The following is a 23,789-nucleotide window of genomic DNA, read 5'->3' as shown; positions in this document are numbered from 1 at the left end:
GGGTCACCCTTCCAACACTTCAAAGCATAGCAACGGCCTCAGGGTTTGCTGGGGCTTGCAGCGTGCGTTCGTCCGCTTTCCCAACCGCCGCCCAAGGCGAGGAACAAATCGATCTGACTCATCGCAACCTGGGTGTTGGCGGCGGCCAGTTGCGCGGTGACATCGGTGTAGGTGCGCGTTGCTTGCAGGTCGGCGAGGAACGACTCGCGGCCGGCCTGGAAGAAGCGGTGGGTCTGGTCGGCGGCCAGTTTCGCTGACTGCTCGGCATCGGCCAGCGCATCGCGGCGTTGCAGCAAGGCGCTGTACTGAGCCAGACCGGTCTGGGTTTCGCGAATGGCGTTGAGCACCACGCCGTCAAAGTGCGCCAGTGCGCCTTGGGTCGCCGCTTCTGCCTCGCGGATTCGCGCACGAGCGCCGTTGGTCGGCACTTTCCAGCTCAGCGATGGGCCGAAACCCCAGCGGTTGGTCGACGGATCACCCAAGTCATCGATGAGACCAACAGTGCCGATGGTCGCGCCGATACTGATGTCCGGATACAACTCGCCAGTGGCGACGCCGATGCCGGCGGTCGAAGCGGCCAGACGACGTTCGGCCTGACGAATGTCCGGGCGACGTTTGAGCAGCGCAGCGCCATCGCCGACCGGCACCAGTTGGGCGATTTTCGGCAGTTCGGCGCAGGTGGCGGTGCCGGCCGGCAATTGATCGACCGGTTTGGCCAGCAGCATCGACAGACGGTACAACCCAGCTTGACGGGCCGCTTCATAGCGCGGCAGTTCGGCGCGCAGGGATTTGAATTGGGTTTGCGAGCGAGTCACCTGAGTTTCGTCGCCACGGCCGGCATCGCGCAGACGTTGAATCAGCGTGGTGCCTTGCGATTGCAGGTCGAGAGAGTGCTGGGCGATCTCCCGTTCTTCGTTGGCCGCGCAGACTTGGGTGTAAGCACGCACGACGTCTGCCACCAAGGTGATCCGCGCCGTGTCTGCCGCTGCCTGGGTCGCGTCGGCATTGGCCTTTGCGCCTTCGATGCCGCGTTGCAAAGTGCCCCACAGATCGAACTGATAAGAAGCGCTGATGCCGATGTCGCCGACGTTATCGACCGGGACTTTTTCCGGCAGCAAGAATGCCTGACCAGACTCTTGCAAACGCTGCGCACCCATCTTCACACCTGCGCTCCAGCCGCCCGCTGCTTCGGCCTCATCGACCTGAGCGCGAGCCCGCTGCAAGTTGGCAGCAGCAACGCGCAGGTCGGTGTTGGAGGCCATGGCCTGCTGCACCAGTTGATCCAGTCGCGCATCCTTATAAAGACGCCACCAATCCGCCGGCACCGGCGCCGAAACTACCGGTTTGCCGGCCACCGCCAGTTCGCCCTGAAAATCCTTGCGCTGCACCGCTGCATCCTCAGGCACCTGATAGTCCGGCCCGACCATCTGACAGGCCGAGAGCATCACGCCCAACCCGGCGATCATCAGCGCCCTGCTCATTGCGCAGGCTCCTGTTTCCGCTCGTCGCGTGGCTGATCGTCGATGATCGAAACGGTGGCAGTGCGTCCGGCGATCATGCGGAAATCTGCCGACACGTCATCAAAGGCAATCCGCACCGGAATCCGCTGCGCCAGCCGCACCCAGCTGAACGCCGGGTTGACGTTCGGCAACAGATTGCTGCCGCTGGTACGGTCGCGGTCTTCGATACCGGCGACGATGCTTTCAACATGCCCGCGCAGTTTGGCGCGGTCGCCGATCACACGAATATCCACCGACTGGCCAACATGAATGCCGTCGAGTTTGGTCTCTTCGAAATAGCCGTCGATGTGAAACGAATTGCTGTCGACCACCGACAACACCGGACGCCCGGCGGTAACGAATTCCTGCGGACGCGGCGCACGGTCGTTGACGTAGCCGTCCACCGGGCTGCGGATCACTGAGCGGTCGAGGTTGAGCTGAGCGCTGTCCACGGTGACCATGGCTTCGGCCAGTGCCGATTGCGCGCGGGCGACCTTCGACTGGCTTTCTTCCAGTTGCTCGGCCGGCACCAGGTTACCGAGGCCACGGTTACGCTTGGCCTCGCGCTGGGCTTGAGCGAGGGTTTCTTCGCGATCAGCGACGGCCGCCTTGGCCTGACGCAGGGCCAGTTTGAAGCGATCCTGGTCGATGCTGAACAGCACCTGGCCACGCTTGATCAACTGGTTGTCTTTCACTTCAACCTGCTGGATCAACCCGGAAACGTCCGGGGCGATCTGGATGATGTCGGCGCGAATGTGGCCGTCACGGGTCCACGGCGCGAACATGTAATACATCACCATGCGCCAGACGAGGACAACGGCAAAAGTCACGATCAGCAGGGTCAGTACCACGCGACCGATGGTCAAAAACGGTTTTTTCATGTCATCAGGTATCGACTGAGTGAGTCCACGCCGTACAGCAGTACCGCGTAGAGAGCCACGTTGAACAATGCCCGGTGCCAGACCAGACGGTAAAAGTGCACGCGCTGAAGTACGCCATGCACCAACAAAAACAGCACATAAGTAATGCCCATCAACACCAGCAGGGTCGGCAGGAAAATGCCGCTGATGTCCAGATCACCGATCATAGGGGCGCTCCATCGGGCAGCGGTTCTTCGGAGTCGGCACTGGCGACGAATTCGACGCCGGGCAACAACGCCAGACGCAAACCGCTCAAGGCGTGCAACAGGTTTAGCCGGGTTTCATCGTCGCCGTGGCCATTGAGTGCGCGGCGCGTGCGGTCCATGGTCATCAGCAACGCCGCCGGTGCCGGCAGGCGTTCGCCGGCCTTGAGGCAGGCGCGGAAATACTCGCCGACTTCACTGACCACTTGCTGCAACAGCGCGTTCGGCGCGCCCGTCACCCGTGGCGTATAGGCGAGTAAATCGAGCAGGTTCAGGCCGACGCGGACTTCGCGCATGGCGATGCCGGTGTCTTGGCCGGTGAGGGCCAGACGCGGCAGGTGCTGCATCAGTCGATCGAGCAACTGCACGCCCAATTTGCGGTGTTCGGCAAGGTTGGCCGGCTCGGTCATGTGGACGATGTCTTTCCAGCTGAAACGGGTCAGGCGTTTGGCTGCCAGTTCGGCGCCGAATGGGCGTGCGACCAGCGTCCAGATGAAAGCGAAAAGCAGGCCGATCGGTCCAGCGAGGTTGGAGTTCACGAAGGCGAAAAAATCCGCATCGTAAGCGCCCTGAATGCTGATGAACGACGAGGTGTTAACCAGCGTCAGCAGCATGCCGAGGAAGAACCGCGGCTGTACCGTCAACGTGCCGACGCAGATGAACGGGATGGAAAACGCCAGCACCAGCATCGGGAAGTCATGCAGGTTGGGCAGAATCAGAAACAGATAAAGGCTGGCGAACAGCACCGACATCCCGGTCCAGAAAAAGAACCGGTAAATCTGCGGTGCCGGGTCGTCCATCGAGGCGAAAAAGCTACAGGCCACCGCGGCGAGAATCACCGCGCTGCCGCCGTCCGGCCAGCCGAGCAGAATCCACAGCACCGAGGCGGTGATGATCGCCAGAACGGTCGAGGCCACCGAGTAGAGCATCAGTCCACGATCAATAAACGGTGTCAGTCGACCCAGTCGCCAGTGGCGATACACCGCGCGCCAGCTGTCCTGGCGTTCGCAAACAATCGCGTCCTGCAGACTGCGGCAGTCTTGCCACAGATCGATGAATTCGCCGAGACGATAAATCGAATTTGAGAACAGCAATTGCCTACGATCCTCAAGCGCCTCGACGCTCGGCTGCAGGGCTTCGAGCTGATCTTTCAGCGTTTGCCAACGGTCGAGATCGGCGTCCGGGTGACCGAGCCATTCACGGGTCGCGGTAAGCAGCGGTGCGAATTTTTCCACCAGTTCCGGCGTGCGCCGTTCGAGGGCGTAGAGCGAATCTTCCAGCGCATCAATCACCGGTAATAGATGAATCATCCGCCCGCGCAATTCTTTGGTGTTGCGCACGGTTTGCGGTCGCGCACCTTCGTGAGGCAACTGGCCAATCATTAATTCGAGGCTGTTGAAGTTGGCAACCATGGCCATGCGCAGCGCAGTGACTTCTTCGGGCTGCACGTCGCGGCTGAGGAATTTCAGGCTGTAGGTCGTTGCGTCGGCGAACCACTTGCTCACGGCATCGTTGAACACCGGCGCCAGACGACGCGGCCAGAACATCGCGCCGACCACGGCGGCAACGGCGATGCCGAGGAAAATCTCTTCGGTGCGCGCCTCTGCTACGTCCCACACCGCCAGCGGGTTATCCACCACCGGCAAGGCAATCAGCGGCAGGGTGTAACCGGCGAGCATCAATGCATAGTTGTTGGCCGTGCGCAGTTGCAGGGACAGGAACAGCAAAATACCCGTCCACAGCGCGATGACCACCACCAGCACAAACGGACTCTGCACGAACATCGGCACGAAAAAAACCGCCGCCGCGGCACCGAGAAAAGTCCCGATGGCACGGTACAAGGCCTTGGAACTGGTCGGCCCGAGAAACGGGCTGGAGACGATATACACCGTGGCCATCGCCCAATACGGACGCGGCATTTGCATGAGCAAGGCGATGTACAGCGCGATCATCGACGCTGCAAACGTACGGACCCCGTAGAACCAGTCACGGGCCGGCGGAATGCCGGAGAAAAAACCGTTCAAGAATTGACCACCAAAGGCGGACTGGCCGCCTCAAAAGCTCTGAGTACCCGAAGCGTAGCTTCCAGATCGCTTTGCTCGATGCCTTCGAGCACCTCGTGACGCAAGCGCACCAGTTCGATCTCCACCGCTTGCACCAGTTCACGACCGGTGTCGGTCAGGCTCAGGCATTTGGCCCGGCGATCCTGGGCATCTTCGGTGCGGCAGACGTAGCCGGAATGGCACAACTGATCGAGCAGACGCACCAGCGACGGACTCTCCATCCCGGCGGCCTGCGCCACCCGCACCTGGCGCACGCCCTCGCCCAAGCGGCCGATCATCAACAGCGGCACGGCGCAGGCTTCGGAGATTCCGTAGTTGACCAGCGTGGTCTGGCAGATCTTCCGCCAATGCCTGGCGGCCACCACCATGGCACTGCTGATGTTCATCTGGAGAGCGTCGAGTTCGTTCGGCACGAGGAAATGCACACTGTTAGTTTGCTAACTATCAATATCGCATTGGAGGGGAATTTCAGTCAAGTTTTGAAACAAATTGCCTGTTCAGGGTTAGCCTACCGAATCGAAATCACCCGCTATCTGCTCAATGAAATCGAAAACCTCCTCCGGCACGCTGAACTGGAACTGCTTACGTCGATGCTTTGAAACTTTGTTACCGTTATCCAGACACATCATTACCAGTTTCGAGAGGTCGCTCCCCCGTACGTCAAAACGCCCATTCACCTCTTTGATGACGTAGTCGTATTTTTCAAGAAACTCGGTCTCCTCGCGCAGCTCCACTTCCAATGCTCGCAAGGCCATCTGCAAGGTAAATTCTGCACATTGAGTCCCGTCCCAGAATCGATAGATTGAGTCGTGCCCAATAAAATCGAAAGCCATCTGATCAGCGTCCAGCCAAGTGACATTCCAGAACTCTCTTGCTGGTTTCGAGAACTCCTTTAACGCTTCGAGATAGCCAGACTCTTCGTGTTTCATCGCTACGGAAACCGGTAACAACAAACCATTTTTTAGAGCGTCAGAGTGGCAAAGCGTCTGGTGAATCAGGAAACGTGAAAGTCGACCATTGCCATCCATGAACGGGTGAAGAAAGACAAACCCGAAAGCCACAACCGCTGCAGCTATCAACGGATCAACCTGCTTGGCTGAGTGATTGGCAAAACTCATCAACTCGTCCATCAACTCCCTGCACAATTGCGGCGGAGGCGGGACATAGCTGACGCCAGCTGCGCCTCTCAAGCCGTTGTGTAAATGGTTCTGTTCATGACGGAAAAGCACAGCTTTATCGAAAGGATTGGAAACCGTACTGTTCTGCAACTCGACCAAATAGTCTTCGCTCAACTCTGTTCGCTCATGGGCTTGGCGCAGAAGCCGAACAAAACGGCGCGACTTTTCTTCGTTGGGCTCTTCTTTCTCAATGGCGAAAGAATCGCGGGTCTCATGCAGATAGGCCCAATTGATTGCCCGATCCATCATTTCCGGCGGCAACGTCGCCATAAAAGCCTGGGCTCGACCAAGGATGTCCAGATCAAGCAGCGCCTGCAGCTCCGTCGTACGCTCGACTGTGGCGCAGTAACGCATTGACCCCAACCCGTTAAAATCTACCCGCCAACGACTATTTCGAATTGCAGGCCCGGTGACATAACGCTTGGGATCAAACAAAGCGACAACGTTGCCCCGAACCGGTACGGAATATTCCAGCTGTTTGCCCGTGAAACTTTCCCAAAGAAAACAGGCCTTGCGGATAAATACCCCGTTAGGTGATCGGCTCAACTCACCTAGCAACTCGTCCGCTTCAACGGTTTCAAGCGCCTGAGCAAGAATGCACAGGTTTATTCCCTCATGCTTCAGAGCAAACAAGATGTGCTCAAGTGTCGAACCCTGTGCCGGCGCGACGCCGTTTGGAACCGCTAGACACTCACCGATCAAGGTAATCCGGGTAACCGGTTTGATCATCGCAATGCGCTTGGGGGCAAATGCATTAAGCTTCAGCGCATCACGCAGGTGGGCATATCCAACAGTTGGCATCGTCATCGTCCACATAAAAATTCACTGCGACGATTAAAGCCCATTTTTTTTTACATCGCGCATGTTTTTTTTACATTTCAGCCTTTTCCTACAATTTTTTTTACACACTTCTGCCCTTTCTCAACAACACATCCAACTGATCCACCACCTCCGCCCAGTCGGCGTCATCCAGAATCTCGTCCCGTAAAAACTCCGCTTGGCTCTTCGTCCAGAAAAACGCATCAGCCAAATGCAGCTCAGGTTCGAGCGGGGAATGGGTGGCGATGAATTTGTCGATGTTGATCGGATCGTCGGGAAGGCCGAGTTGTTTGAACAGGGATGGCAAGCTGTGCGTTGGGCTTTCCATTGAGCAATTCCTTGATGAATGGGGTGTTTGGAAGATTATTCGCGAGCAGGCTCGCTCCCACAGGGGAATGCGATCAACCTGTGGGAGCGAGCCTGCTCGCGAAGGCGTAAGTGCCGGCGCCACAAATCCTAATCACTCAACTCCCGCACCTCGGCATGCGGCACCATTTTCAGAAATTCGGGCATGCTCATGTGCAGCAGGTAGTTGTGGTTGCCCGCCTCCAGATAAATATCCTTCTGCCGCGTCAGCAACGGGTCGATAACCATGTCCAGCCCGTAGGAATCACCCAGCGGCGGCACCGCGCCGCGTTCACAGTCGTCAAAGATGTGCGCCAGATTGCTTTCGCGAGTCAGTTGCCATTCGCCGCTGGTGCGTACCTTGCTCAGGTCCAGGTGACGACTGGCCGGCAATACGGCCATCAGGTAATGCCCGTGGTGGTCGTCGAGAATGATCGATTTGGCCACGCGCTCGGCGGGTACCCCGGCGACCCGTGCGGTTTCCAGGCTGCTGGACGAGTGTCGATGGGCGACGATGTCGTATTCGCAGTGCGCCCGGTTCAGGCTGCTCTGCACCTTTCTTGCCATACGCATGATGCACCTCGGTGTTGCGCTGAACGGTGATTGCCGTGTCTTTGAGTCTAGTTCGGCGGGTGTCTGGCGCAGGGAAATCCGCTCACCGGACATGTCTGCACATTGATCAAAATTCATACAGGACAACCCTCAACTAGACTGTAAAAACCAGACATGACGCTCGCGGAGGGTCACGTGAACAGCCGATGTTGTGCGTTTGCCTTGCTCCTGCTGATCAGCGGATCAGCCCTGGCTGCCGACAGCCCGTTACCGGCCATGAGTCCGGCCGGTTTGTGGCTGATTACCTTGGGCATCGTGTTTCTGATCGCCGAAGCGGCGCTGCCCAATTACGGGGTGATCGGCTTGGCCGGAATCATCATGTTCGTCATCGGCGCGCTGATTCTGAGCAACGCCGAATTGCCGGCGCCGATGATGATCGGCCTCGGTCTGATCAGCGCGCTGCTGTTGCTCGCGCTGCTGATTCGCGCCCTGAAAACCCGCCCGCGCCATGCCGTCAGTGGCGACGCCGGCCTGCTCGGCAGTGTGACCGAGATCACCACGGTGCAACCGGGCGATGCCCGCAACGGCTGGGTGCAACTGCAAGGTGAACGCTGGCAAGTGCTCAGCGCCACACCACTGCACACCGGGCAACCGGTGCGCGTGGTGGCGCGCAAGGGATTGTTGCTGCAAGTGGCCGCGACTGACGCGGCACCGCTCGGAGAGTGATCATGGGTCTGCAAATCGGTTTTGTTGCGCTGCTGTTACTGGTCATTGCCCTGGCCGGCTCGACGTTTCGCATCCTGCGCGAATACGAACGCGGCGTGGTGTTTCAGCTCGGCCGTTTTTGGCAGGTCAAAGGCCCCGGTTTGATCCTGCTGATCCCGGTGGTCCAGCAAATGGTCAGGGTCGACCTGCGCACGGTCGTCCTCGACGTGCCGCCGCAGGACGTGATCACCCGCGACAACGTCTCGGTCAAGGTCAACGCCGTGCTGTATTTCCGCGTGCTCGATCCGCAGAAGGCGATTATTCAGGTTGAGGATTATCTTTCTGCCACCAGCCAACTGGCGCAAACCACCCTGCGCGCGGTGCTTGGCAAGCATGAACTGGATGAGCTGCTGGCCGAGCGCGAGCAGTTGAACATCGACATTCAGCAGGTGCTCGATGCGCAGACCGATGCCTGGGGGATCAAGGTCGCCAACGTCGAGATCAAGCATGTCGATCTCAACGAATCGATGGTCCGCGCCATCGCCAAACAGGCAGAAGCCGAACGCGAGCGGCGCGCGAAAGTGATTCACGCCGAAGGCGAATTGCAGGCCTCGGAAAAACTCATGCAAGCGGCGGAAATGCTCGGACGCCAGCCCGGGGCGATGCAGTTGCGCTATATGCAGACCTTGAGTTCGATTGCCGGAGACAAGAGTTCGACGATTGTCTTTCCGTTGCCGATCGAATTGCTCAAGGGCATGGCGGATTTGTCCGGCAAGTCCTGAAGAGCAAAAGATCGCAGCCTGCGGCATCTACAGGGGATCACATTTCAATGTAGGAGCCGCCGAAGGCTGCGATCTTTTGAATGCCGCGCAATTCTTCCAGGGCTTCAAATGGTGCTAGCGCAAAAGTGCGCACACGTTCCTGCAACAGCGCCGAAGCCTCGCGGCGCTTGTCTTCACTATCGGCAACAAACACTTGCGAAGGCTGTTTCGCATGCTGCGCGGCAGCGGCAAACACCTGCTGACGCTGCACATCATTCAATCGAAAGAACCGCGCCAAACGCCCTGCCATCGCATCAGGCAACTCACTGTAATTCACCGCCAAACCGCCGGAATCACGGCAATGCAGCCACCCGGCTTCAAGCAAGCGCCCCAAACGCCGCGCGATAAAATCTTCACGTCCTTCAAACGGCAAACCATCCTCCAATACGCAATCACCGAGCATCCCCGGCACCATGTGCATCCCCGGCCGGCGCAGATGAGAAACGGCAATTTCCAAAGGATCGCGATAGAGAAACAGCCACGGCGTATCTGCGAAACAGTCCTGCAGCAGCGGCCATTCACCGATGTTCCAAGCGTCGAGTTTGATCACTAAACGCTGTTCAATACCGCGCCGGCGCTGACCATAAGCCGAGAGCAATCCAGTGATCACCGCCCGGCGTTCGATGGCAGGCAATTCGTTGCGCAACAGTGCGTCCAGCGGTGGCGGTTCGGACACAACGATGTGATCGTCGAGTTGCGCGAGCATCTGACTGATCAACGTCGAGCCACAGCGCGAGGCGTGCAGAATAAAAGCGCTTGGTGCGAGGCCGGGGCTTTGCGCTTGCCATTCGGTCAGCGCCGACAGCGGCGTCTGCCGTCGAAACGCCTGATTGAAGGGCAGCCGCAGTGCATCGTCCACCGCCTCACGGAAAAACGGCTGATGCAGCGGTGTCTCACCGAACCAGCACCAATCGACCCGCCACTGCCCGTCGACCGGCCAGACACGAATGGGCAGCCAACCGTCGAAACTCAACAGCTCCATTGTTCGTTCCATTGCCGCCGACCATTGCGCATCGCGGTACGCAGTTCTTCGCGAGAAAATACCAAGCCGCGTTCCGTCGCGAGTTCCAGCGTTCGGGCGATAAATACCTCAGGGTCATGCAGCGTGCGCAAGACCAGTGACAGCGAGCCATCCTCAGTCACCAGCCGCTGAAAGCGCTGCAAGTCGGTATCGGCCAAACCCGGCGCAGGTGTGTCGGGCAATCCTTCGACGATCATCTGTTCAAGCCAGGCATCGGGTTTGCAATCGATGACCAGATGAATACGCGCTGAGGTATCGCGGTTATCCACTCGGTGCGGACGGGCGAGATCGAGAAACCAGCATTCCCCAGCAGCCATCGGCACGCGTTGGCCGTCGAGCCAGAAGTCGACATTGGGCGGACTGAGCAACGGAATGTGCAAACGGCGATCGGCGTCCGGGCCATTCAGATCGTAATCGCGATGTTCGTGAATGCGCGCGCCAGGGCCCAGGCGCAGCAGTCGAGCGCTGACGATATCCAGCGACAGATTGCGCAAGCCGTGGCGCCAGCGCTCATCACGCAACCACGGTTCGCGTAGCAACGGCTCACCGCGACCGGGCGACAGTTCGGTCAACGCATCGGCTGCCGAAATCAGCGCGACGCCACTCCAGTCACCCGAGAAATACTCGGCGTTGAAGTGACTGCGCCAAGCGTCGTCGGCAATCGCCGCCAGCGCTTGCAGCAACAGCGGCAAATCCACCGTCACCGGCAAACGCGAGAACGCCGGCCGGCTCATGTCCTGGGCAACACCGCGCACTCGCCGAGCCAGGTCAGCAATCGATCAAGGCAGGCTTCGACCGTTTGCGCACCGGTGTCGAGCACCAGCGACGCCTGCGTTGGCGGCTCATACGGTGCCGACACTCCGGTAAATCCAGCGAGGTCACCGCGTCGCGCCCGTGCGTAGTGTCCTTTCGGGTCGCGCTGTTCGCAAACAGCCAGAGAGGCGCTGCACCAAACGTCGCGATAGTCCTCACCTAACCGTTGCGCGAACACCTCACGTAGCTCAACCAGTGGCGCAATCATCGCCAAAATCACGATTTGCCCGTTTTCCACCAGCAACGCGGCGAGCTCGCTGGCGCGACGAATATTTTCCTGGCGATCAGCGTCGGTGAATCGCAGATCCCGATTGAGCCCGGTGCGCAAACCGTCGCCATCCAGTACCACGCTTTGCAAACCTCGCCCGAACAACTCGGCGTGCAGCGCCTGGGCAAGTGTCGACTTGCCCGCCGCCGGCAAACCGGTCAACAGAATCGCTGCACCGCGATGCCCATTACGAACCTCGCGTTGCGTGCGGCTGACGCTGGCAACGGGCGCCAGCACATCACTGCGCTGGGGCATGCGCCACCACCGGCACCGAGATATCCCCCGACGCCCACGCCGACTCGCGGTTGGCCAGCGCGGTAGCGATCGACTGCACTTCGGTCGACTGCACCTGATCCGGCAGCGGATCGAGGCCGGCACTGGCGAAGATCTGGCCGTAGGCATTGCGCAAATCGGCGTACGACAAATCACGGCGCAAGTCGGCTTGCAGGTTGTTCAACTCGCCCTGAATCAACTCCAGCTCACCAATCCCGGCAGCCTGATGACGGTTGCGTAACTGGCCAACGATTTGCCCGTCGATGTCCGACAACTGTTGGTTGGTCTTGAACTGGCGCAAGGCTTCTTGATAGTTGGCATTCGCCACATACAGTTGCGCGAGCACCGCTATCGACATTGCTTGTCGCCGCGCAGTGGCCACTTCTTCGCCGGCCTTGGCGACGTTGATCGCCGCCGGAGCGGAGATCACGTTGAACAGGTTCCAGGTGACTTTCACGCCATAGTCGGCCCAGCCCTGCTCGACAAGGAAGGAGTTGCTGTCGTAATGCCCGCCAGCAGAAAACTCCAGGCCCGGCAGCAAGCGCAGCATGGCCTTGCGGGTTTCAGCGGCGCTGATGCGCGTCTGGTAATCCTGCTCGCGCAGTTCCGGGCGGCTGGTCAGGGCTTCCTGTTCGAGTTTGGCCAGATCGACCTTGAGTTCGGGAATCTGATAACCGTCATCGGTGGCCAAAGTTAAAGGGGTGCCCAGCGGCAAGTTGATCAGCGTCGCCAGTTCGGTTTTCGCCAGCGACAAGGCGCGGCGTTGTTCTTCCAGTTGCCGGGTCGCTTCGATCAGCGAGCGCTGGTAACCGAGCGACTGCACCGGATCACCAATGCGTTGATCGCTCAGGGTCTGACTGTTGTCGCGGGCGGTCTGCACTCGTGCCATCAGGCTGTCGATCTGCTTGAGCAGACGTTCAGCGGCCATCGCCCGCCAATAGGCCGAGCGCACGTCCTGAACGATGGTGTTGATCACCTTGCGGCGCCGTTCCTGGACGATCAGGCGCTGATCGCCCTGCTGCTTGGCGCTGATGTAGCTGACGCCGAAGTCGAGGACGTTCCAGACCATGGTCAGGTCGGCGACTTCGCGGTCACGATCCTGCGAGGTCGACGGTTCCAGAGACTGGGTGCCGGTGCGTACGCTCTGGCTGCTGGAGGCGTTGACGTTGTTGCGCCCGACGTAGCCGGCATCCAGCGCCATGCGCGGTAGCATGTCGAAACTGGCGAGGTCGAGCTGCCGCTTGGCCAGCGCTTCCTCCATGATCTTCAAGCGGCCTTCGAGGTTGTACTTCACGGCGCGGGCCATGGCTTGGTGCAGGGTCAACGGACCGCGCAGCGGTTCCTGATCCTTGTACATGCCTTGCAGATCGCTTTTGGCACGCTGTTCACTGACGCTGCGCTCAATCGGTTCACTGGTCACTGCACATCCGCTGATCGCCAGCGCCAGCAGGCTGGCGCCGAACAACTTCTGACTTCTCTTCATCCCTGGATCGCCCCTAGGTCCCGCACAGTGTTGAGTTATGGTTTTTTCAGGCCGATATTTCGCTGATGCCGACCTGTTGCAGTGCTACCGCCAGGTTGTCGACCCGGTGCTGTTCGTTGTCCTTGAGTTGTTGCAGTTGCTGGCCCAGCGTCGGCGCGCCAAACACGCCGCGCAGGCCTTGAGAAACATCACCCGCCTTGAGTGACTGACTGCCGAACGCATTCAATGAATCGCGCTCGGCGGCACTGTCCTGATTGAACAGGCTCGCCAGTGTGCTGCTGCCGAACACGCCGCCGTCACCCCCGCCAAAACCAAGGAAGCCGTGACCGGATCCATCAGCGCCGCTGTCGCTGCTGCTGAACACTTGCGCGATGAAGCTCGGGCTGAGGGCTCCGTGATTCATGAAAATATCGCCCAGCGGACGGATGCCATTGCCGATCACCCGTTGCTCGAACAGCGGCGCGAAGGTCAGCGGGGAGCCGAGATCGCCGGTCGGCGCGGTGAAAATGATCGGTTGTAACCGCACGTTCGGCGGCGGTGGCGGCGCCACCGGATCGCTGCTGCGAATCAGTGGATCGGGAATCACCACACTGGTTGGCGTAGTGGGAGGAACGACCGCCGGCACGGTGTTGATCGCGTAATTGTTCGAGCTGCTGACACCGCTGCCGCTATTGCCGGACAGATCACTGACCCCGGCGCTGTTGACGCTGATGGCATTGCTGGCGCTGTTGACGTTGGCATTCGGCGTCAGGGTCGCGGTCCAGGTTTTGCCGCCGTCGCTGCTGCTCAGGTTGGACAAGGTGCCATTGCCAACATTGATGTCCGCCAGATCAAAACCACTGACCGCCTCATTGAAGGTGATGGTTACCTGGGAGGTCTGGCCGAGACCGAGATTCGGATTGGCAATCACCACCGTCGCCGTGGGCCGTTCGCTGTCGAGTGCGTAGTTGTTCGACACCGCCACCGTGCTGCCGACGTTACCGGCCAGATCCGTGACGTTGCTGGTGTCCAGCGCGATGAAGTTGCTCGGATCGCTGACGTTGGCGGTCGGCGTGAAGGTCGCGGTCCAGGTCTTGCCGCCATCACTGCTGCTGAGGTTGCTCAGATCACCGTTGGTCACGCTCAGGTCGGATAAGTCGAAATTGCTCACCGCCTCGCTGAAAGTGAAGGTCACCGTGGTGGTCTGGCCGATGCCCAAGTGCGAATTGGCGACCACGATGTCCACCGTTGGCCGGGTCGCATCCAGCGCGTAATTGTTGGAAATGGCGATGCTGGCGCCAAGGTTGCCGGCCAGATCCTGCACGCCGGCGGTGTCGACGATGATCAGGTTGGTCGCATCGTTGACGTTGGCGGTTGGCGTCAGCGTGGCGGTCCAGGTGACGCCGCCATCGCTGCTGGTCAGGTTCGCCAATGTGCCGTTGGCGACACTGATGTCCGACAGGTCAAAACCGCTGACTGCTTCACTGAACGTGATGGTCACTGTGGTGGTTTCACCGATGCCCAGGCGATTGTCGGCGACCACGATGGTTGCAGTCGGCAACGCCGTGTCGATGGCGAAATTGTTCGAATCGGTGGTGCCGACGCCACTGTTGCCAGAAGCGTTGGTCACCCCACTGTTGTCGAGGGTGATCAGGTTGCTGGTGTCGGTGATGTTGGCGGTCGGCGTCAGCGTAGCGGTCCAGGTAATGCCGCCGTCGCTGGAGGCCACATTGCTCAAGGTGCCGTTGGCGATGGTCAGGTCAGCGTTGCTGAAACCGCTGACCGCTTCACTGAAGGTGATGGTCACCGTCGAGCTTTCGCCGGCCTTGAGCGAGGTGTCCGCAACGACGATGGTCGCCGTCGGCACTTCGGTTTGCACCGCGTAGTTGGCCGAGTTGGTGGTGCCGGTGCCGGCATTGCCCGCCAGATCGCTGATGCCAGCGTTATTCAGCACGATCAGGTTAGTCGCATCGCTGAGGCCAATGGTCGGGGTAAACGTGGCGGTCCAGGTGATGCCGCCGTCGCTCGACGAGACGTTGCTCAGCGTGCCGTTGGCGACGCTCAGGTCGGAATTGTCGAAGCCCGTGACCGCCTCGCTGAAGGTAATTGTGACGAGCGCGGTTTCGCCTGGGCGCAAGTCGGTATCACTGATAACGATGGTGGCGGTAGGGCGCTGGCTGTCGATCACATAGTTGCCCGAGTCGGTGGTGCCGCTGCCGGTGTTGCCCGCCACGTCAGTGATGCCGGTGTTGTCCAGGGTGATGATGTTGCTGGTGTCCGTGATGCCCGCCGACGGCGTAAACGTCGCCGTGTAGGTGATGTTGTCCGACGTACTCAATCCGGAGAGCGTGCCGTTGGCCACAGTCAGATCGGCCAGAGTCAAACCGCTGACCGCCTCGCTGAAAGTGATGGTCACGGTGGTGGTCTGGCCGACGCCCAGTGCCGAGTCGGCGAGTGCAATGGTTGCCGTTGGACGTTGGGTGTCGATGGCGTAGTTGTTGGAGTTGGTGGTGCCATTGCCCGCGTTGCCGGAGGCGTTTTGCACGCCGCTGTTGTCGAGGCTGATCAGGTTGGAGGCGTCGGTGATGTTGCTGGTTGGCGTGAACGTCGCCGTCCAGGTGATGCCGCCATCGCTGCTGCTCACCGCCGTCAGCGTACCGTTGGCAATCGTCAGGTCGGCATTGTTGAAACCGCTGACGGCTTCGCTGAAGGTGATGGTCACCGTCGTCGTCTCACCAATCGTCAGGCTGTTGTCAGCGACGACGATGGTCGCGGTCGGTGCCACGGTGTTGATGGTGAAGTTGCCCGAGTTAGTCGTGCCCGTGCCGGCGTTCCCGGCCAGGTCAGCGATCCCGGTGTTGGCCAGGGTGATGATATTGCTGGTGTCGTTGACCCCCACGGTCGGCGTGAACGTCGCTGTCCAGGTGATGCCGCCATCCGCGCTACTGACCGCCGTGAGCGTGCCGTTGGGCACGGTCAGGTCGGCGTTGCTGAAACCGCTGATCGCTTCGCTGAAGGTGATGGTCACCAGTGAGGTTTCGCCGGCGCTCAGGGCAGGATCGGCGATCACGATGGTCGCGGTCGGCCGCTGGGTGTCGATGCTGTAATTGTTCGAATCGGTGGTGCCGCTGCCAGCGTTACCGGCCAGGTCGGCGACACCGGTGTTGTCCAGCGTCACCAGGTTGGTGGCATCGGTGATGTTCGCGCTCGGCGTAAACGTCGCCGTCCAGGTAATCCCGCCGTCCGCACTGCTGACCGCCGTCAGGGTGCCGTTGGCGATGGTCAGGTCGGCGTTGGTGAAACCGCTCACCGCTTCACTGAAGGTGATAGTCACCAGCGAGGTATCGCCGATTTTCAAAGTGTTTTGCGCGAACACCACGGTGGCGGTCGGCCGCACGGTGTCGATCGCGTAATTGTTCGAGTCGGTGGTGCCAGTGCCAGCGTTGCCCGACAGATCCGCGACCCCGCTGTTATTCAGGGTGATCAGGTTGGTAGCGTCAGTGATGCTGCTGGTCGGCGTGAAAGTGGCCGTCCAGGTGATGCCGCCATCAGCGCTGCTGACTGCGCTCAACGTACCGTTGGCAATGCTCAGATCGGCGTTGGTGAAACCGCTGACCGCCTCACTGAAGGTGATGGTCACCAGCGACGTTTCGCCGATTTTCAGCGCAGTGTCGGCGACCACGATGGTTGCCGTCGGTCGTAGCGTATCGATCGCATAGTTGTTGGAATCGGTGGTGCCGGTACCGGCGTTGCCGGACAGGTCATTGACACCGGTATTGTCCAGAGTGATCAGGTTGGTGGTGTCGGTGACGCTCGTGGTTGGCGTCAGCGTGGCGGTCCAGGTGATGCCGCCGTCGCTGCTGCTCAGTCCGCTCAAGGTGCCGTTGGCCACCGTCAGGTCGGCGGCGGTGAAGCCGCTCACCGCTTCGCTGAAGGTGATGGTCACCACAGAGGTTTCGCCTGCCGCGAGATTGGTGTCGGCAACGACAATGGTCGCTGTCGGACGCACGGTGTCGATCGCGTAATTGGCTGAATCGGTGGTGCCGCTGCCGGCGTTGCCGGCCAGATCCGCCACCCCGGTGTTGTCCAGGGTAATCAGGTTGGTGGCATCGGTAATGCTCGCGTTCGGGGTGAACGTCGCCGTCCAGGTGATGCCGCCGTCGGCGCTGCTGACGTTGGTCAGCGTACCGTTGGCAATGGTCAGGTCGGCGTTGGTGAAACCGGATACCGCTTCGCTGAAGGTAATGGTCACCAGAGATGTATCGCCAATTTTCAGCGCGGTGTCGGCCATGACGATGGTCACGGTCGGGCGCTGAGTATCGATCGCGTAATTGTTCGAGTTGGTGGTACCAACACCGGCCACGCTGTCGGACACGGCCGTGACCCCGGTGTTGTCGAGGGTGATGAGGTTGGTGGTGTCGGTAATGTTGTTGGTCGGCGTGAAGGTCGCTGTCCAGGTAATTCCGCCGTCGGCGCTGGAAACACTGGTCAGCGTGCCGTTGGCAATGGTCAGGTCGGCGTTGGTGAAACCGCTGACCGCACGACTGAAGGTGATGGTCACCAGCGACGTTTCGCCGATTCTCAGCGCGGTATCGGCGACCACGACGGTGGCGGTGGGTGGTTCCACGTAAGCGGTGTTGAGCGTACCGCCGTTGTTGTAGATTCCCACCAGTGCGCTCGGCGTCGTGCCGGTCGAACCGCCGTTGGAAAGACCCCCGCCACCGCTGGCGGCGCCGTTGCCGCTGATCGCCGCGAAGTTACTCGCGGTGATCAGCACCACACCGCCGTTGTTCCAGATCGCCCCGACGCCGCGACCGCCGGCACCGCCATCGGCACCGTTGCTGCCGACCCCACCGCCACCACCACCGCCGCCGCCGGCAGCAATGTTGTTGCTGATGACCGAGGTGCCGATGACTTTCAGGGTGCCGCTCGAAGCGTTGTAGATACCGCCCGCCGCATTGCCGCCGACGCCGCCGACTTTGTCCCAGCCGGAACCACCGCCGCCGCCGCCAATCGACAGGCTGCCGTTGCTCGCCGAACCGCCATTGCCGCCATGACTGTAACCGGCACCGGCGTTGCCGCCATTGCCGCCCACGCCACCGGTGCTGGTGCCGCCTCGGCCGCCCATGTCGGTCGGGCTGTAACCACCGCCATAACCGCCGGCATTGGCACTGCCTGCGCCGCCGGCATAAGTGCCGGTGGCTGGGCCGGACGAACCACCATGGCCACCGGTCTGGCCACCGATACCCGCGCCACCGCCACCGCCACCGCCGACATAACCGCCGGTCACCCCCCCGCCGCCACCACCGCCGGAAGCGGCGTTCGCGGTCACGGTGACGTTGTTCAGGGTAAGAGTGCCGGCGTTGAAAATGCCGCCGCCCATGGCGCCCGCCGCCGCCGAGCCGCCATTACCGCCGTTGCCCGCCACCAGACCTTTGGTGATCACCAGGCCGTCGAGAGTCACGGTGCTGCCGGAGGTGACTTCCACCACGCGGGTTTTGTACTGACCATCGAGGGTCACGTCGGCGACGCCGTCGTTGTTCAGGTCGCCATCGACGGTGATGTTCTTGTTGATCAGCAATTCCGACGTGAGCTGAACGGTCATGCCGGAACTGAACGTGACAATGTCGCCGTTCTGCGCCGAAGCCAGCGCCGCGCGCAGGGAGCCGACACCCGAGTTGAGGTTGTTGGTCGCCGTCCAGGTGGCCAGGCCCCACTGGTACTCGCTCATGGCTTTGCTCGACAGCACGTTGGCGCTTTCGATGGTGCCGGTGGCGATCTCCAGATCCCAGTCGCCGCCGACACCGGTGCGATTGTTCGAAGCGGCCACATCACGTCCGGTCAACTGCGCCAGCGAATCGACGAAACTCAAGCCACGATCACCTTCGGCGGTGTAGCAGCCGTAAATCAGGATGTCGCCGCCAGCATTCATGTCCTTGCCGATTTCCGCGAGAACCGCGCTGCGCTGGGCGACGTTGTCTGCCGAGAGATAACTGTTGCCCAGCCACAAGTCACCGGCGTTGCCGTGGGCAATGATCTGCACCGAGCTGACGCCGTGATGCTGATCAAGGAAGTCGGCGATCTGTTGCAAACCATCCTTGCTGGCGTCGAGTTTCACCACTTGCGTGCCGGGAGCAATGCCTTGCAGCAGGCTGTCGGCATCCTTCACCCGCGAATCGACGAACACCACACTCTGACCGGGCACCGCGACCGGGCTGGCCGCCGGCGTGGCATCAGCCTGGCCGTGGGTGTCTTTACTCGCTACGGGATGATCGGCTGCCGGCGCCTTGGCCGCATCGGCAGCGGTGGGTGCATGGTTGTCGGCTTGCGCAGCGGTATCGGCCACGGTGGCGGCCACCGCGCCGTCGAACAGCATGCGCGGCTCCAGCGACATGATCATCGGCGAGGCCAGCGAACGCTGACCTGCGGTTGCCCGAGACCTGACTTTTGCACCGCCAAAAATGCTCCACCACATGTTGCTCACCCGAACTCGAACGAAGGTACGTAAGGCATCAATGAAAAACGCCGCGATCAACTGATCGCGGCGTCGGATTTCATACGAATGACATTGGCGGCGCTGGCTGAGCCATCGAGCCAAAAGGACAAATCAGCGTATTGCTTGAACAGGTCGGGCGGCAGAATGGTGCGCCGTGACTGCAAGGCCACCTTGGGTTTGACCTTGTGCAGGCCAGCCAGGCCAAGGCCTTGGTCGAACGCCGGCGCGTCATAGGCCAGATGTTCGAAATCGTGCTCGAACCAGGGCTCACCGATAAATTCATAGACCAGCCGCAGCACGCGCTCCGGCGCCTGGGTCAACAAGTCGTAATCGATGATCAGCAGTGAGTCAGCGTGTTCGCCGTAATAGGCTTCCTTGAGCGCAGCCCAGGCAAAACCTACCAGGCGATTGCGCTGAGCCAGGGTTTCGCAACGGCTGTACACCGTGTTGCGCTCGACGGCATCGCCAAACAGCTTGGTGTTTTCAAAGGGATTGGCGCGGTATAAGCGTTCAAGACTGTCCATGACCCAAGCGACGTTGCGTACGCAGGCGATGACTTTGGCTTGCGGAAACAGATCGTTGAGCGCCGGAAGGCGCGAGCTCCACTGCCGATTGGTGTCGAACACCACCGGTTTGTCGGCCTTGTCGGCATAGTAGGAGTCGAACAGACCACGCAACAGACGACGGCGCATGTCGGTGTCAATTACCGCGCCGTATTCACTGCCGGCGCTGCATTGCTCGAGGACACTGGCGAACAGCGATCCGACCGGGCTGGTCATGCCGGCGTGAAAGCGCGGGTTCTGCAAAAGAATCGCAGAAAGCAGGGTGGAGCCTGAGCGCGGCAAGCCGGAGATAAAGTGGAACTGCTGCAATCCCTTCACCCTGATCAAAAGTCCCTTTGTCCGACAAAGCGTAGTCCAACAACCCCCCTGCGACTAGTAGTGTTTTGATATCAATTCAGAGCAAAAAAAACTAACCAGTTAATTTTTTATCGCGGATTTAAAGGTGAAACGTTTTAGTCTGAACAGTCGCTATTCGGCTGCGGATTTCGGCGTGATCAAGCGCACTTGTGCCCCGCCCGCATGGACTTGCGCGCTGATCTGCCAAGTGGCGGGCAGCGCTGCAAACTCTGTCGGGTCATCCTGGGTGCCGACCAGCCATATCCGCGCGTTGCCAGAAACCTCGGCAAGGCTGTCGAGGTAGACATCGTCGCTGACCAGCGTACCGAAACCATATTGATTCGGCCGCGTCGAGCGGCCGTCTGCAGCCGGCGGCGTGTACAGCCGCACCTGTGCGTCGGTGCGATCGTAGTAGACGTAACTCAAGTACCAGAGCATGTCGCTGGTGATGATGCGATCTCCGGGCTGGAAATGCTGATTGACGTAGTTCACCACGCGATCGAACTGATCACTGCTGTCGACCGCGGCGTTGTTGTTCAGACCAACCATTTCCACCCCGAGCAATACCACCAGCACCGCCAACGCGAGGACCCGCACGCGGCTGTACAAACGGTCGATGGCCAGCGCCGCCAGCAGCGGCAAACCCAAGGCGTAGGCGGTCAGATAGCGCTCGATGAATACCGGCGTGATGAACGACACCGCAAACACCAGCAACAGCGGTAAGCCGGTGTACAACGCCAGCAGGACACTGCCGCGCGACACGCTGCGATCACGAATGACCGCCACCGCCGTCAGCAGCAGCAATGCCAGCGGCAACGCGCCGAACACCAGCAACGGCAGATGTTCGCCGTCATCCTGGATCAGCCATGTCCAGATCATCGACGGCAACGACGCCAGCGTCACCGGGTCTTCCCAGCCGACATCGCCACCGACCTTGAGTTGTTCCATGTGCTGCGTCAGATCGAGCAGGTTGGGCAGCCACGGCAGGTACAACGCCGCGATGGCCAGATTCGCCAGCCACCAGCCCGGGCGCTGGATTTGCCGCAAGCGATAGCCGCGCTGGAACCGGATTACTCCCAGATAAACCCAGTGACACAGCGCCGCCAGCACCGCGAAGTAATGGGTGTAGAACGCCGCCGTCATCAACAGCGCATAAACCGCCAGATAGCGATGACGCTGCGGCCGGCGGATCCAGTAGACCAACGCCAGCGTCGCGGCGATCAACAACAGGCCGAGCAGCGAATACATGCGCACTTCCTGGCTGTAGCGCACCGCCGTCGGCAACAGCGCCAGCAGCAGGCCGGCGAGGATCGCAGCGCGGCGCGTGGCCAAGCGATCCACCAGCCAGATACCCATTCCGACTACGGCGAGGCCGGCCAGAGCGCTAAGACAGCGAATGGCAAAAATCCCGTCGCCGAACAGTTCGATCCAGCCATGCAGCAGCATGAAGTACAGCGGCGGATGCACATCGAACGCCGCGTGGCGCCAGATATCGCCCAGCGAGTAGCGCGCCAGTAGCAGGCTGGAACCTTCGTCGCCCCAGATCGCCGCCGCAGTCAGGTCGTAAAAACGCACAGCGGCGGCCAAGAGCAGGATCGGCAGCAGCCAGTGCTCCCTCGCCCAACGGATCAAGGGCAAGCGGACAAACCACGAACCCGGCGTCGCATGCGGATCCTGTGTGTCGCCCACCGGTGTCACTCTGTTGACCGCCATCGCTTCCTCTTGCCGTGCCACGACACCACGCCTGTATGAGCCCGAACCTGCCAGTCACTCTAGGTCAGGCGCAGGAGAACCGTCGATGCCGATTTGCGACTTCACGACACCCGGCAACCTTGCCAATCCGCGTCTACGCTCTGGCGTGGCGTGACCTGGCCACGGAGTGCCAAGGCAATAGCACCAGCCTGATCCCACTAGCGGCCCGCCGACAACCAATCAGAAGGATAAGGACTTTATGGACGTTTACATGGGCACTGTTCTGACGTTTGCCTTCAACTACGCGCCCAGCGGCTGGGCCTTGTGCAACGGTCAGATCATCGGCATCAACCAGAACCAGGCGTTGTTTGCATTGCTCGGCACCACCTACGGCGGCAACGGTACCGTCAACTTCGGCCTGCCCAACCTGCAGAGCCGCATGCCGATCTGCCAAGGCAATGGCGGGGGCCTGACGCCGAGAGTCATGGGCGAAATCTCCGGCGCCGAACAAGTCACCGCCACCCTCAACAACCTGCCGAACCACACTCACACCCTCGCCGGCCTCACCGCCACCACCACCGTGCAACTGGCCAACCCGGCCAGCAATCCGGCGGGCGCGCCGACCGCGACCAACGCCTACATTGGTGCTTCGGGGACCGGACCAGGTCTGGCGAATATCTTTTCCGATGCTCAGGGCGCATCACCCGTTCCGCTCAAAGGCGCGGCCACCACTATCAGCGGCACAATCTCGCCAACTGGCAACGGCTTGCCGCTGCCCATCATGAACCCGTATCTGGTGATGAACTTCAGCATCGCGCTGAACGGTATTTTCCCTTCGCGTAACTGATCGACCACCGGGGGATCACCCTCCCCCGGCTCCCCTCTTTGCCGGAGCGAGACCATGCTGCAATCGGTTAAAAGCCAACATTTCCAGGCCCTTCTCGGGCGGATCGGCACCCTGTATCTGCCCGATGGCAGCGCATTGCAAATCCATATCGGCGAACTCGCAGAGAAACCGCTGGCGCAAATGCGTTACAGCGAGCGCATGCCATTCAGCGTCGAACTGAGCAGCCTGGAAGCGACTGAATTCGTCGATGGTTTATGTACACTGGAGTTGCCTGAACTGGGGCGAGTGGACGGCATCTTCGTGTCGCGCGTACCACCGATGGGGCGGCCGCCAGAGCTGGCTTACTTCCACATCACCTTCAACTGACCCGAACCCAAGGAGCAGCCTTCGGCGGCTCCTGCACGGAGATTACTGGGGATACCAGACCAGTCGCTCCGCCGCCGGGTTGCTTTCTTCAACCGCAAACCCGAGCGCGAGGTAATGCCGTCGCGCATGGGGATTGCTGGTCCAGACCACCGTCGCCACCGGGCAGCGAATCTGCTGCGCGGCTTTCTGCACGCCTTGCAGCACCGCCCGCCCAAAACCCTGGCCACGCGCCTGCGGAATGAACGCCAGGTACAACACGCGAATCTCGTTGGCGCCGAAATCAGTACTCAACGCGCCAATCGCCGTGCCGAGTTTTTCTACCACGTAGTGCATGGCGTTGGGGTAGTTGTCGGCCATGCCCTGCTCCTGCACCTGAAACTGCTGCGCGACCAGTTGCTGCACCTGTTCCTGCTCGCCGTCGACCCATTGCAGGTCCGGCCGCGCCGTCTGATACAGGCCCTGCAAAAATGGCGCGTCGGTTGCCCGCGAAGGTCGCACCACCAATCCGTCTGCCGCCACTGCTGCGTTGTCCGCCATCGTGCTCTCC

20 protein-coding genes are annotated in these 23,789 nt (G+C 60.6%); 4 read left to right on the top strand and 16 right to left on the bottom strand.

Annotated elements, in window-relative coordinates:
* Positions 1 to 38: 38 nt before the first annotated feature.
* The 8 genes from AB4N74_RS24765 to AB4N74_RS24730 form a co-directional block, all read right to left on the bottom strand.
* A complete protein-coding gene (locus AB4N74_RS24765) occupies positions 39 to 1,481 on the bottom strand; it encodes an efflux transporter outer membrane subunit (RefSeq protein WP_099757675.1) in 1,443 nt (480 codons plus the stop codon).
* Positions 1,478 to 2,380, bottom strand: a complete 903-nt coding sequence (locus tag AB4N74_RS24760; protein WP_460097494.1) for an efflux RND transporter periplasmic adaptor subunit — start codon at positions 2,378 to 2,380, stop codon at positions 1,478 to 1,480. Before AB4N74_RS24760 ends, AB4N74_RS24765 begins: the two co-directional genes overlap by 4 nt.
* Positions 2,377 to 2,586, bottom strand: coding sequence for a DUF1656 domain-containing protein (locus AB4N74_RS24755; RefSeq protein WP_034151805.1), 210 nt, complete (start codon positions 2,584 to 2,586; stop codon positions 2,377 to 2,379). Before AB4N74_RS24755 ends, AB4N74_RS24760 begins: the two co-directional genes overlap by 4 nt.
* Positions 2,583 to 4,646, bottom strand: a complete 2,064-nt coding sequence (locus AB4N74_RS24750; RefSeq protein WP_460097492.1) for an FUSC family protein — start codon at positions 4,644 to 4,646, stop codon at positions 2,583 to 2,585. Before AB4N74_RS24750 ends, AB4N74_RS24755 begins: the two co-directional genes overlap by 4 nt.
* Positions 4,643 to 5,071, bottom strand: a complete 429-nt coding sequence (locus tag AB4N74_RS24745) for a MarR family winged helix-turn-helix transcriptional regulator (RefSeq protein WP_093440308.1) — start codon at positions 5,069 to 5,071, stop codon at positions 4,643 to 4,645. Before AB4N74_RS24745 ends, AB4N74_RS24750 begins: the two co-directional genes overlap by 4 nt.
* Before the next feature lie 117 nt (positions 5,072 to 5,188).
* On the bottom strand, positions 5,189 to 6,664 hold the full coding sequence (locus AB4N74_RS24740; RefSeq protein ID WP_175559669.1) for a Fic family protein: 1,476 nt from the start codon (positions 6,662 to 6,664) through the stop codon (positions 5,189 to 5,191).
* Positions 6,665 to 6,764: 100 nt separating this feature from the next.
* A complete protein-coding gene (locus AB4N74_RS24735) occupies positions 6,765 to 7,010 on the bottom strand; it encodes a DUF2789 domain-containing protein (RefSeq protein WP_093440300.1) in 246 nt (81 codons plus the stop codon).
* A 128-nt stretch (positions 7,011 to 7,138) separates the two neighbouring features.
* Complete coding sequence (locus tag AB4N74_RS24730) at positions 7,139 to 7,600, bottom strand: aminoacyl-tRNA deacylase (protein WP_093440296.1); 462 nt, start codon at positions 7,598 to 7,600, stop codon at positions 7,139 to 7,141.
* A gap of 174 nt (positions 7,601 to 7,774) precedes the next feature.
* On the opposite strand from AB4N74_RS24730, the gene AB4N74_RS24725 reads away from it, so the two are divergent.
* A complete protein-coding gene (locus tag AB4N74_RS24725) occupies positions 7,775 to 8,305 on the top strand; it encodes an NfeD family protein (protein ID WP_460097489.1) in 531 nt (176 codons plus the stop codon).
* 2 nt (positions 8,306 to 8,307) lie between these two features.
* Positions 8,308 to 9,066 carry a slipin family protein gene (locus tag AB4N74_RS24720; protein ID WP_007917711.1) on the top strand — a complete coding sequence of 253 codons (759 nt, stop codon included), beginning with the start codon at positions 8,308 to 8,310 and terminating at the stop codon, positions 9,064 to 9,066.
* A gap of 37 nt (positions 9,067 to 9,103) precedes the next feature.
* Here AB4N74_RS24720 and AB4N74_RS24715 read toward each other — a convergent pair whose 3' ends face one another.
* The 7 genes from AB4N74_RS24715 to AB4N74_RS24685 all read right to left on the bottom strand — a co-directional run bounded on the left by AB4N74_RS24715 (position 9,104) and on the right by AB4N74_RS24685 (position 22,050).
* A complete protein-coding gene (locus AB4N74_RS24715) occupies positions 9,104 to 10,087 on the bottom strand; it encodes a sulfotransferase family protein (RefSeq protein WP_460097486.1) in 984 nt (327 codons plus the stop codon).
* A complete protein-coding gene (locus AB4N74_RS24710; protein WP_320336551.1) occupies positions 10,075 to 10,860 on the bottom strand; it encodes an aspartyl/asparaginyl beta-hydroxylase domain-containing protein in 786 nt (261 codons plus the stop codon). The genes AB4N74_RS24715 and AB4N74_RS24710 overlap by 13 nt, the downstream gene beginning before the upstream one ends.
* Positions 10,857 to 11,462: an adenylyl-sulfate kinase gene (gene cysC / locus AB4N74_RS24705; RefSeq protein WP_460097485.1), complete on the bottom strand. Its 606-nt coding sequence runs from the start codon at positions 11,460 to 11,462 to the stop codon at positions 10,857 to 10,859. Before cysC ends, AB4N74_RS24710 begins: the two co-directional genes overlap by 4 nt.
* Positions 11,446 to 12,963, bottom strand: coding sequence for a TolC family protein (locus AB4N74_RS24700; protein ID WP_093440267.1), 1,518 nt, complete (start codon positions 12,961 to 12,963; stop codon positions 11,446 to 11,448). The genes cysC and AB4N74_RS24700 overlap by 17 nt, the downstream gene beginning before the upstream one ends.
* Positions 12,964 to 13,009: 46 nt before the next feature.
* Positions 13,010 to 19,417 carry an Ig-like domain-containing protein gene (locus AB4N74_RS24695; protein WP_460097483.1) on the bottom strand — a complete coding sequence of 2,136 codons (6,408 nt, stop codon included), beginning with the start codon at positions 19,415 to 19,417 and terminating at the stop codon, positions 13,010 to 13,012.
* Between the two features lie 56 nt (positions 19,418 to 19,473).
* Positions 19,474 to 20,319: a sulfotransferase family protein gene (locus AB4N74_RS24690; protein ID WP_093440257.1), complete on the bottom strand. Its 846-nt coding sequence runs from the start codon at positions 20,317 to 20,319 to the stop codon at positions 19,474 to 19,476.
* Between the two features lie 150 nt (positions 20,320 to 20,469).
* Positions 20,470 to 22,050, bottom strand: coding sequence for a glycosyltransferase family 39 protein (locus AB4N74_RS24685; RefSeq protein ID WP_460097481.1), 1,581 nt, complete (start codon positions 22,048 to 22,050; stop codon positions 20,470 to 20,472).
* 238 nt (positions 22,051 to 22,288) lie between these two features.
* Here AB4N74_RS24685 and AB4N74_RS24680 point away from each other — a divergent pair, with 238 nt between their 5' ends.
* Both AB4N74_RS24680 and AB4N74_RS24675 read left to right on the top strand, forming a co-directional pair.
* Positions 22,289 to 22,876, top strand: coding sequence for a phage tail protein (locus tag AB4N74_RS24680; protein WP_099757665.1), 588 nt, complete (start codon positions 22,289 to 22,291; stop codon positions 22,874 to 22,876).
* A gap of 54 nt (positions 22,877 to 22,930) precedes the next feature.
* Entirely contained in the window at positions 22,931 to 23,242 is a 312-nt protein-coding gene (locus AB4N74_RS24675; RefSeq protein WP_093440242.1) for a DUF6916 family protein, read from the top strand.
* A gap of 42 nt (positions 23,243 to 23,284) precedes the next feature.
* Here AB4N74_RS24675 and AB4N74_RS24670 read toward each other — a convergent pair whose 3' ends face one another.
* Positions 23,285 to 23,779 carry a GNAT family N-acetyltransferase gene (locus tag AB4N74_RS24670; protein WP_186620848.1) on the bottom strand — a complete coding sequence of 165 codons (495 nt, stop codon included), beginning with the start codon at positions 23,777 to 23,779 and terminating at the stop codon, positions 23,285 to 23,287.
* Positions 23,780 to 23,789 lie beyond the last annotated feature (10 nt).

Source organism: Pseudomonas sp. H3_C08 (assembly GCF_054669455.1).
Note: the sequence above shows the minus strand (reverse complement) of the source record. Positions and strands in the feature narration are given on the sequence as shown.

What these genes read in the sequence shown, in the direction of transcription:
- AB4N74_RS24765 (WP_099757675.1), bottom strand. Translation starts at nt 1,481, where the DNA reads ATGAGCAGGGCGCTGATGATCGCCGGGTTGGGCGTGATGCTCTCGGCC.
- AB4N74_RS24760 (WP_460097494.1), bottom strand. Translation starts at nt 2,380, where the DNA reads ATGAAAAAACCGTTTTTGACCATCGGTCGCGTGGTACTGACCCTGCTG.
- AB4N74_RS24755 (WP_034151805.1), bottom strand. Translation starts at nt 2,586, where the DNA reads ATGATCGGTGATCTGGACATCAGCGGCATTTTCCTGCCGACCCTGCTG.
- AB4N74_RS24745 (WP_093440308.1), bottom strand. Translation starts at nt 5,071, where the DNA reads ATGAACATCAGCAGTGCCATGGTGGTGGCCGCCAGGCATTGGCGGAAG.
- AB4N74_RS24740 (WP_175559669.1), bottom strand. Translation starts at nt 6,664, where the DNA reads ATGCCAACTGTTGGATATGCCCACCTGCGTGATGCGCTGAAGCTTAAT.
- AB4N74_RS24735 (WP_093440300.1), bottom strand. Translation starts at nt 7,010, where the DNA reads ATGGAAAGCCCAACGCACAGCTTGCCATCCCTGTTCAAACAACTCGGC.
- AB4N74_RS24730 (WP_093440296.1), bottom strand. Translation starts at nt 7,600, where the DNA reads ATGCGTATGGCAAGAAAGGTGCAGAGCAGCCTGAACCGGGCGCACTGC.
- AB4N74_RS24720 (WP_007917711.1), top strand. Translation starts at nt 8,308, where the DNA reads ATGGGTCTGCAAATCGGTTTTGTTGCGCTGCTGTTACTGGTCATTGCC.
- AB4N74_RS24715 (WP_460097486.1), bottom strand. Translation starts at nt 10,087, where the DNA reads ATGGAGCTGTTGAGTTTCGACGGTTGGCTGCCCATTCGTGTCTGGCCG.
- AB4N74_RS24710 (WP_320336551.1), bottom strand. Translation starts at nt 10,860, where the DNA reads ATGAGCCGGCCGGCGTTCTCGCGTTTGCCGGTGACGGTGGATTTGCCG.
- cysC (WP_460097485.1), bottom strand. Translation starts at nt 11,462, where the DNA reads ATGCCCCAGCGCAGTGATGTGCTGGCGCCCGTTGCCAGCGTCAGCCGC.
- AB4N74_RS24700 (WP_093440267.1), bottom strand. Translation starts at nt 12,963, where the DNA reads ATGAAGAGAAGTCAGAAGTTGTTCGGCGCCAGCCTGCTGGCGCTGGCG.
- AB4N74_RS24695 (WP_460097483.1), bottom strand. Translation starts at nt 19,417, where the DNA reads ATGTGGTGGAGCATTTTTGGCGGTGCAAAAGTCAGGTCTCGGGCAACC.
- AB4N74_RS24685 (WP_460097481.1), bottom strand. Translation starts at nt 22,050, where the DNA reads ATGGCGGTCAACAGAGTGACACCGGTGGGCGACACACAGGATCCGCAT.
- AB4N74_RS24680 (WP_099757665.1), top strand. Translation starts at nt 22,289, where the DNA reads ATGGACGTTTACATGGGCACTGTTCTGACGTTTGCCTTCAACTACGCG.
- AB4N74_RS24675 (WP_093440242.1), top strand. Translation starts at nt 22,931, where the DNA reads ATGCTGCAATCGGTTAAAAGCCAACATTTCCAGGCCCTTCTCGGGCGG.
- AB4N74_RS24670 (WP_186620848.1), bottom strand. Translation starts at nt 23,779, where the DNA reads ATGGCGGACAACGCAGCAGTGGCGGCAGACGGATTGGTGGTGCGACCT.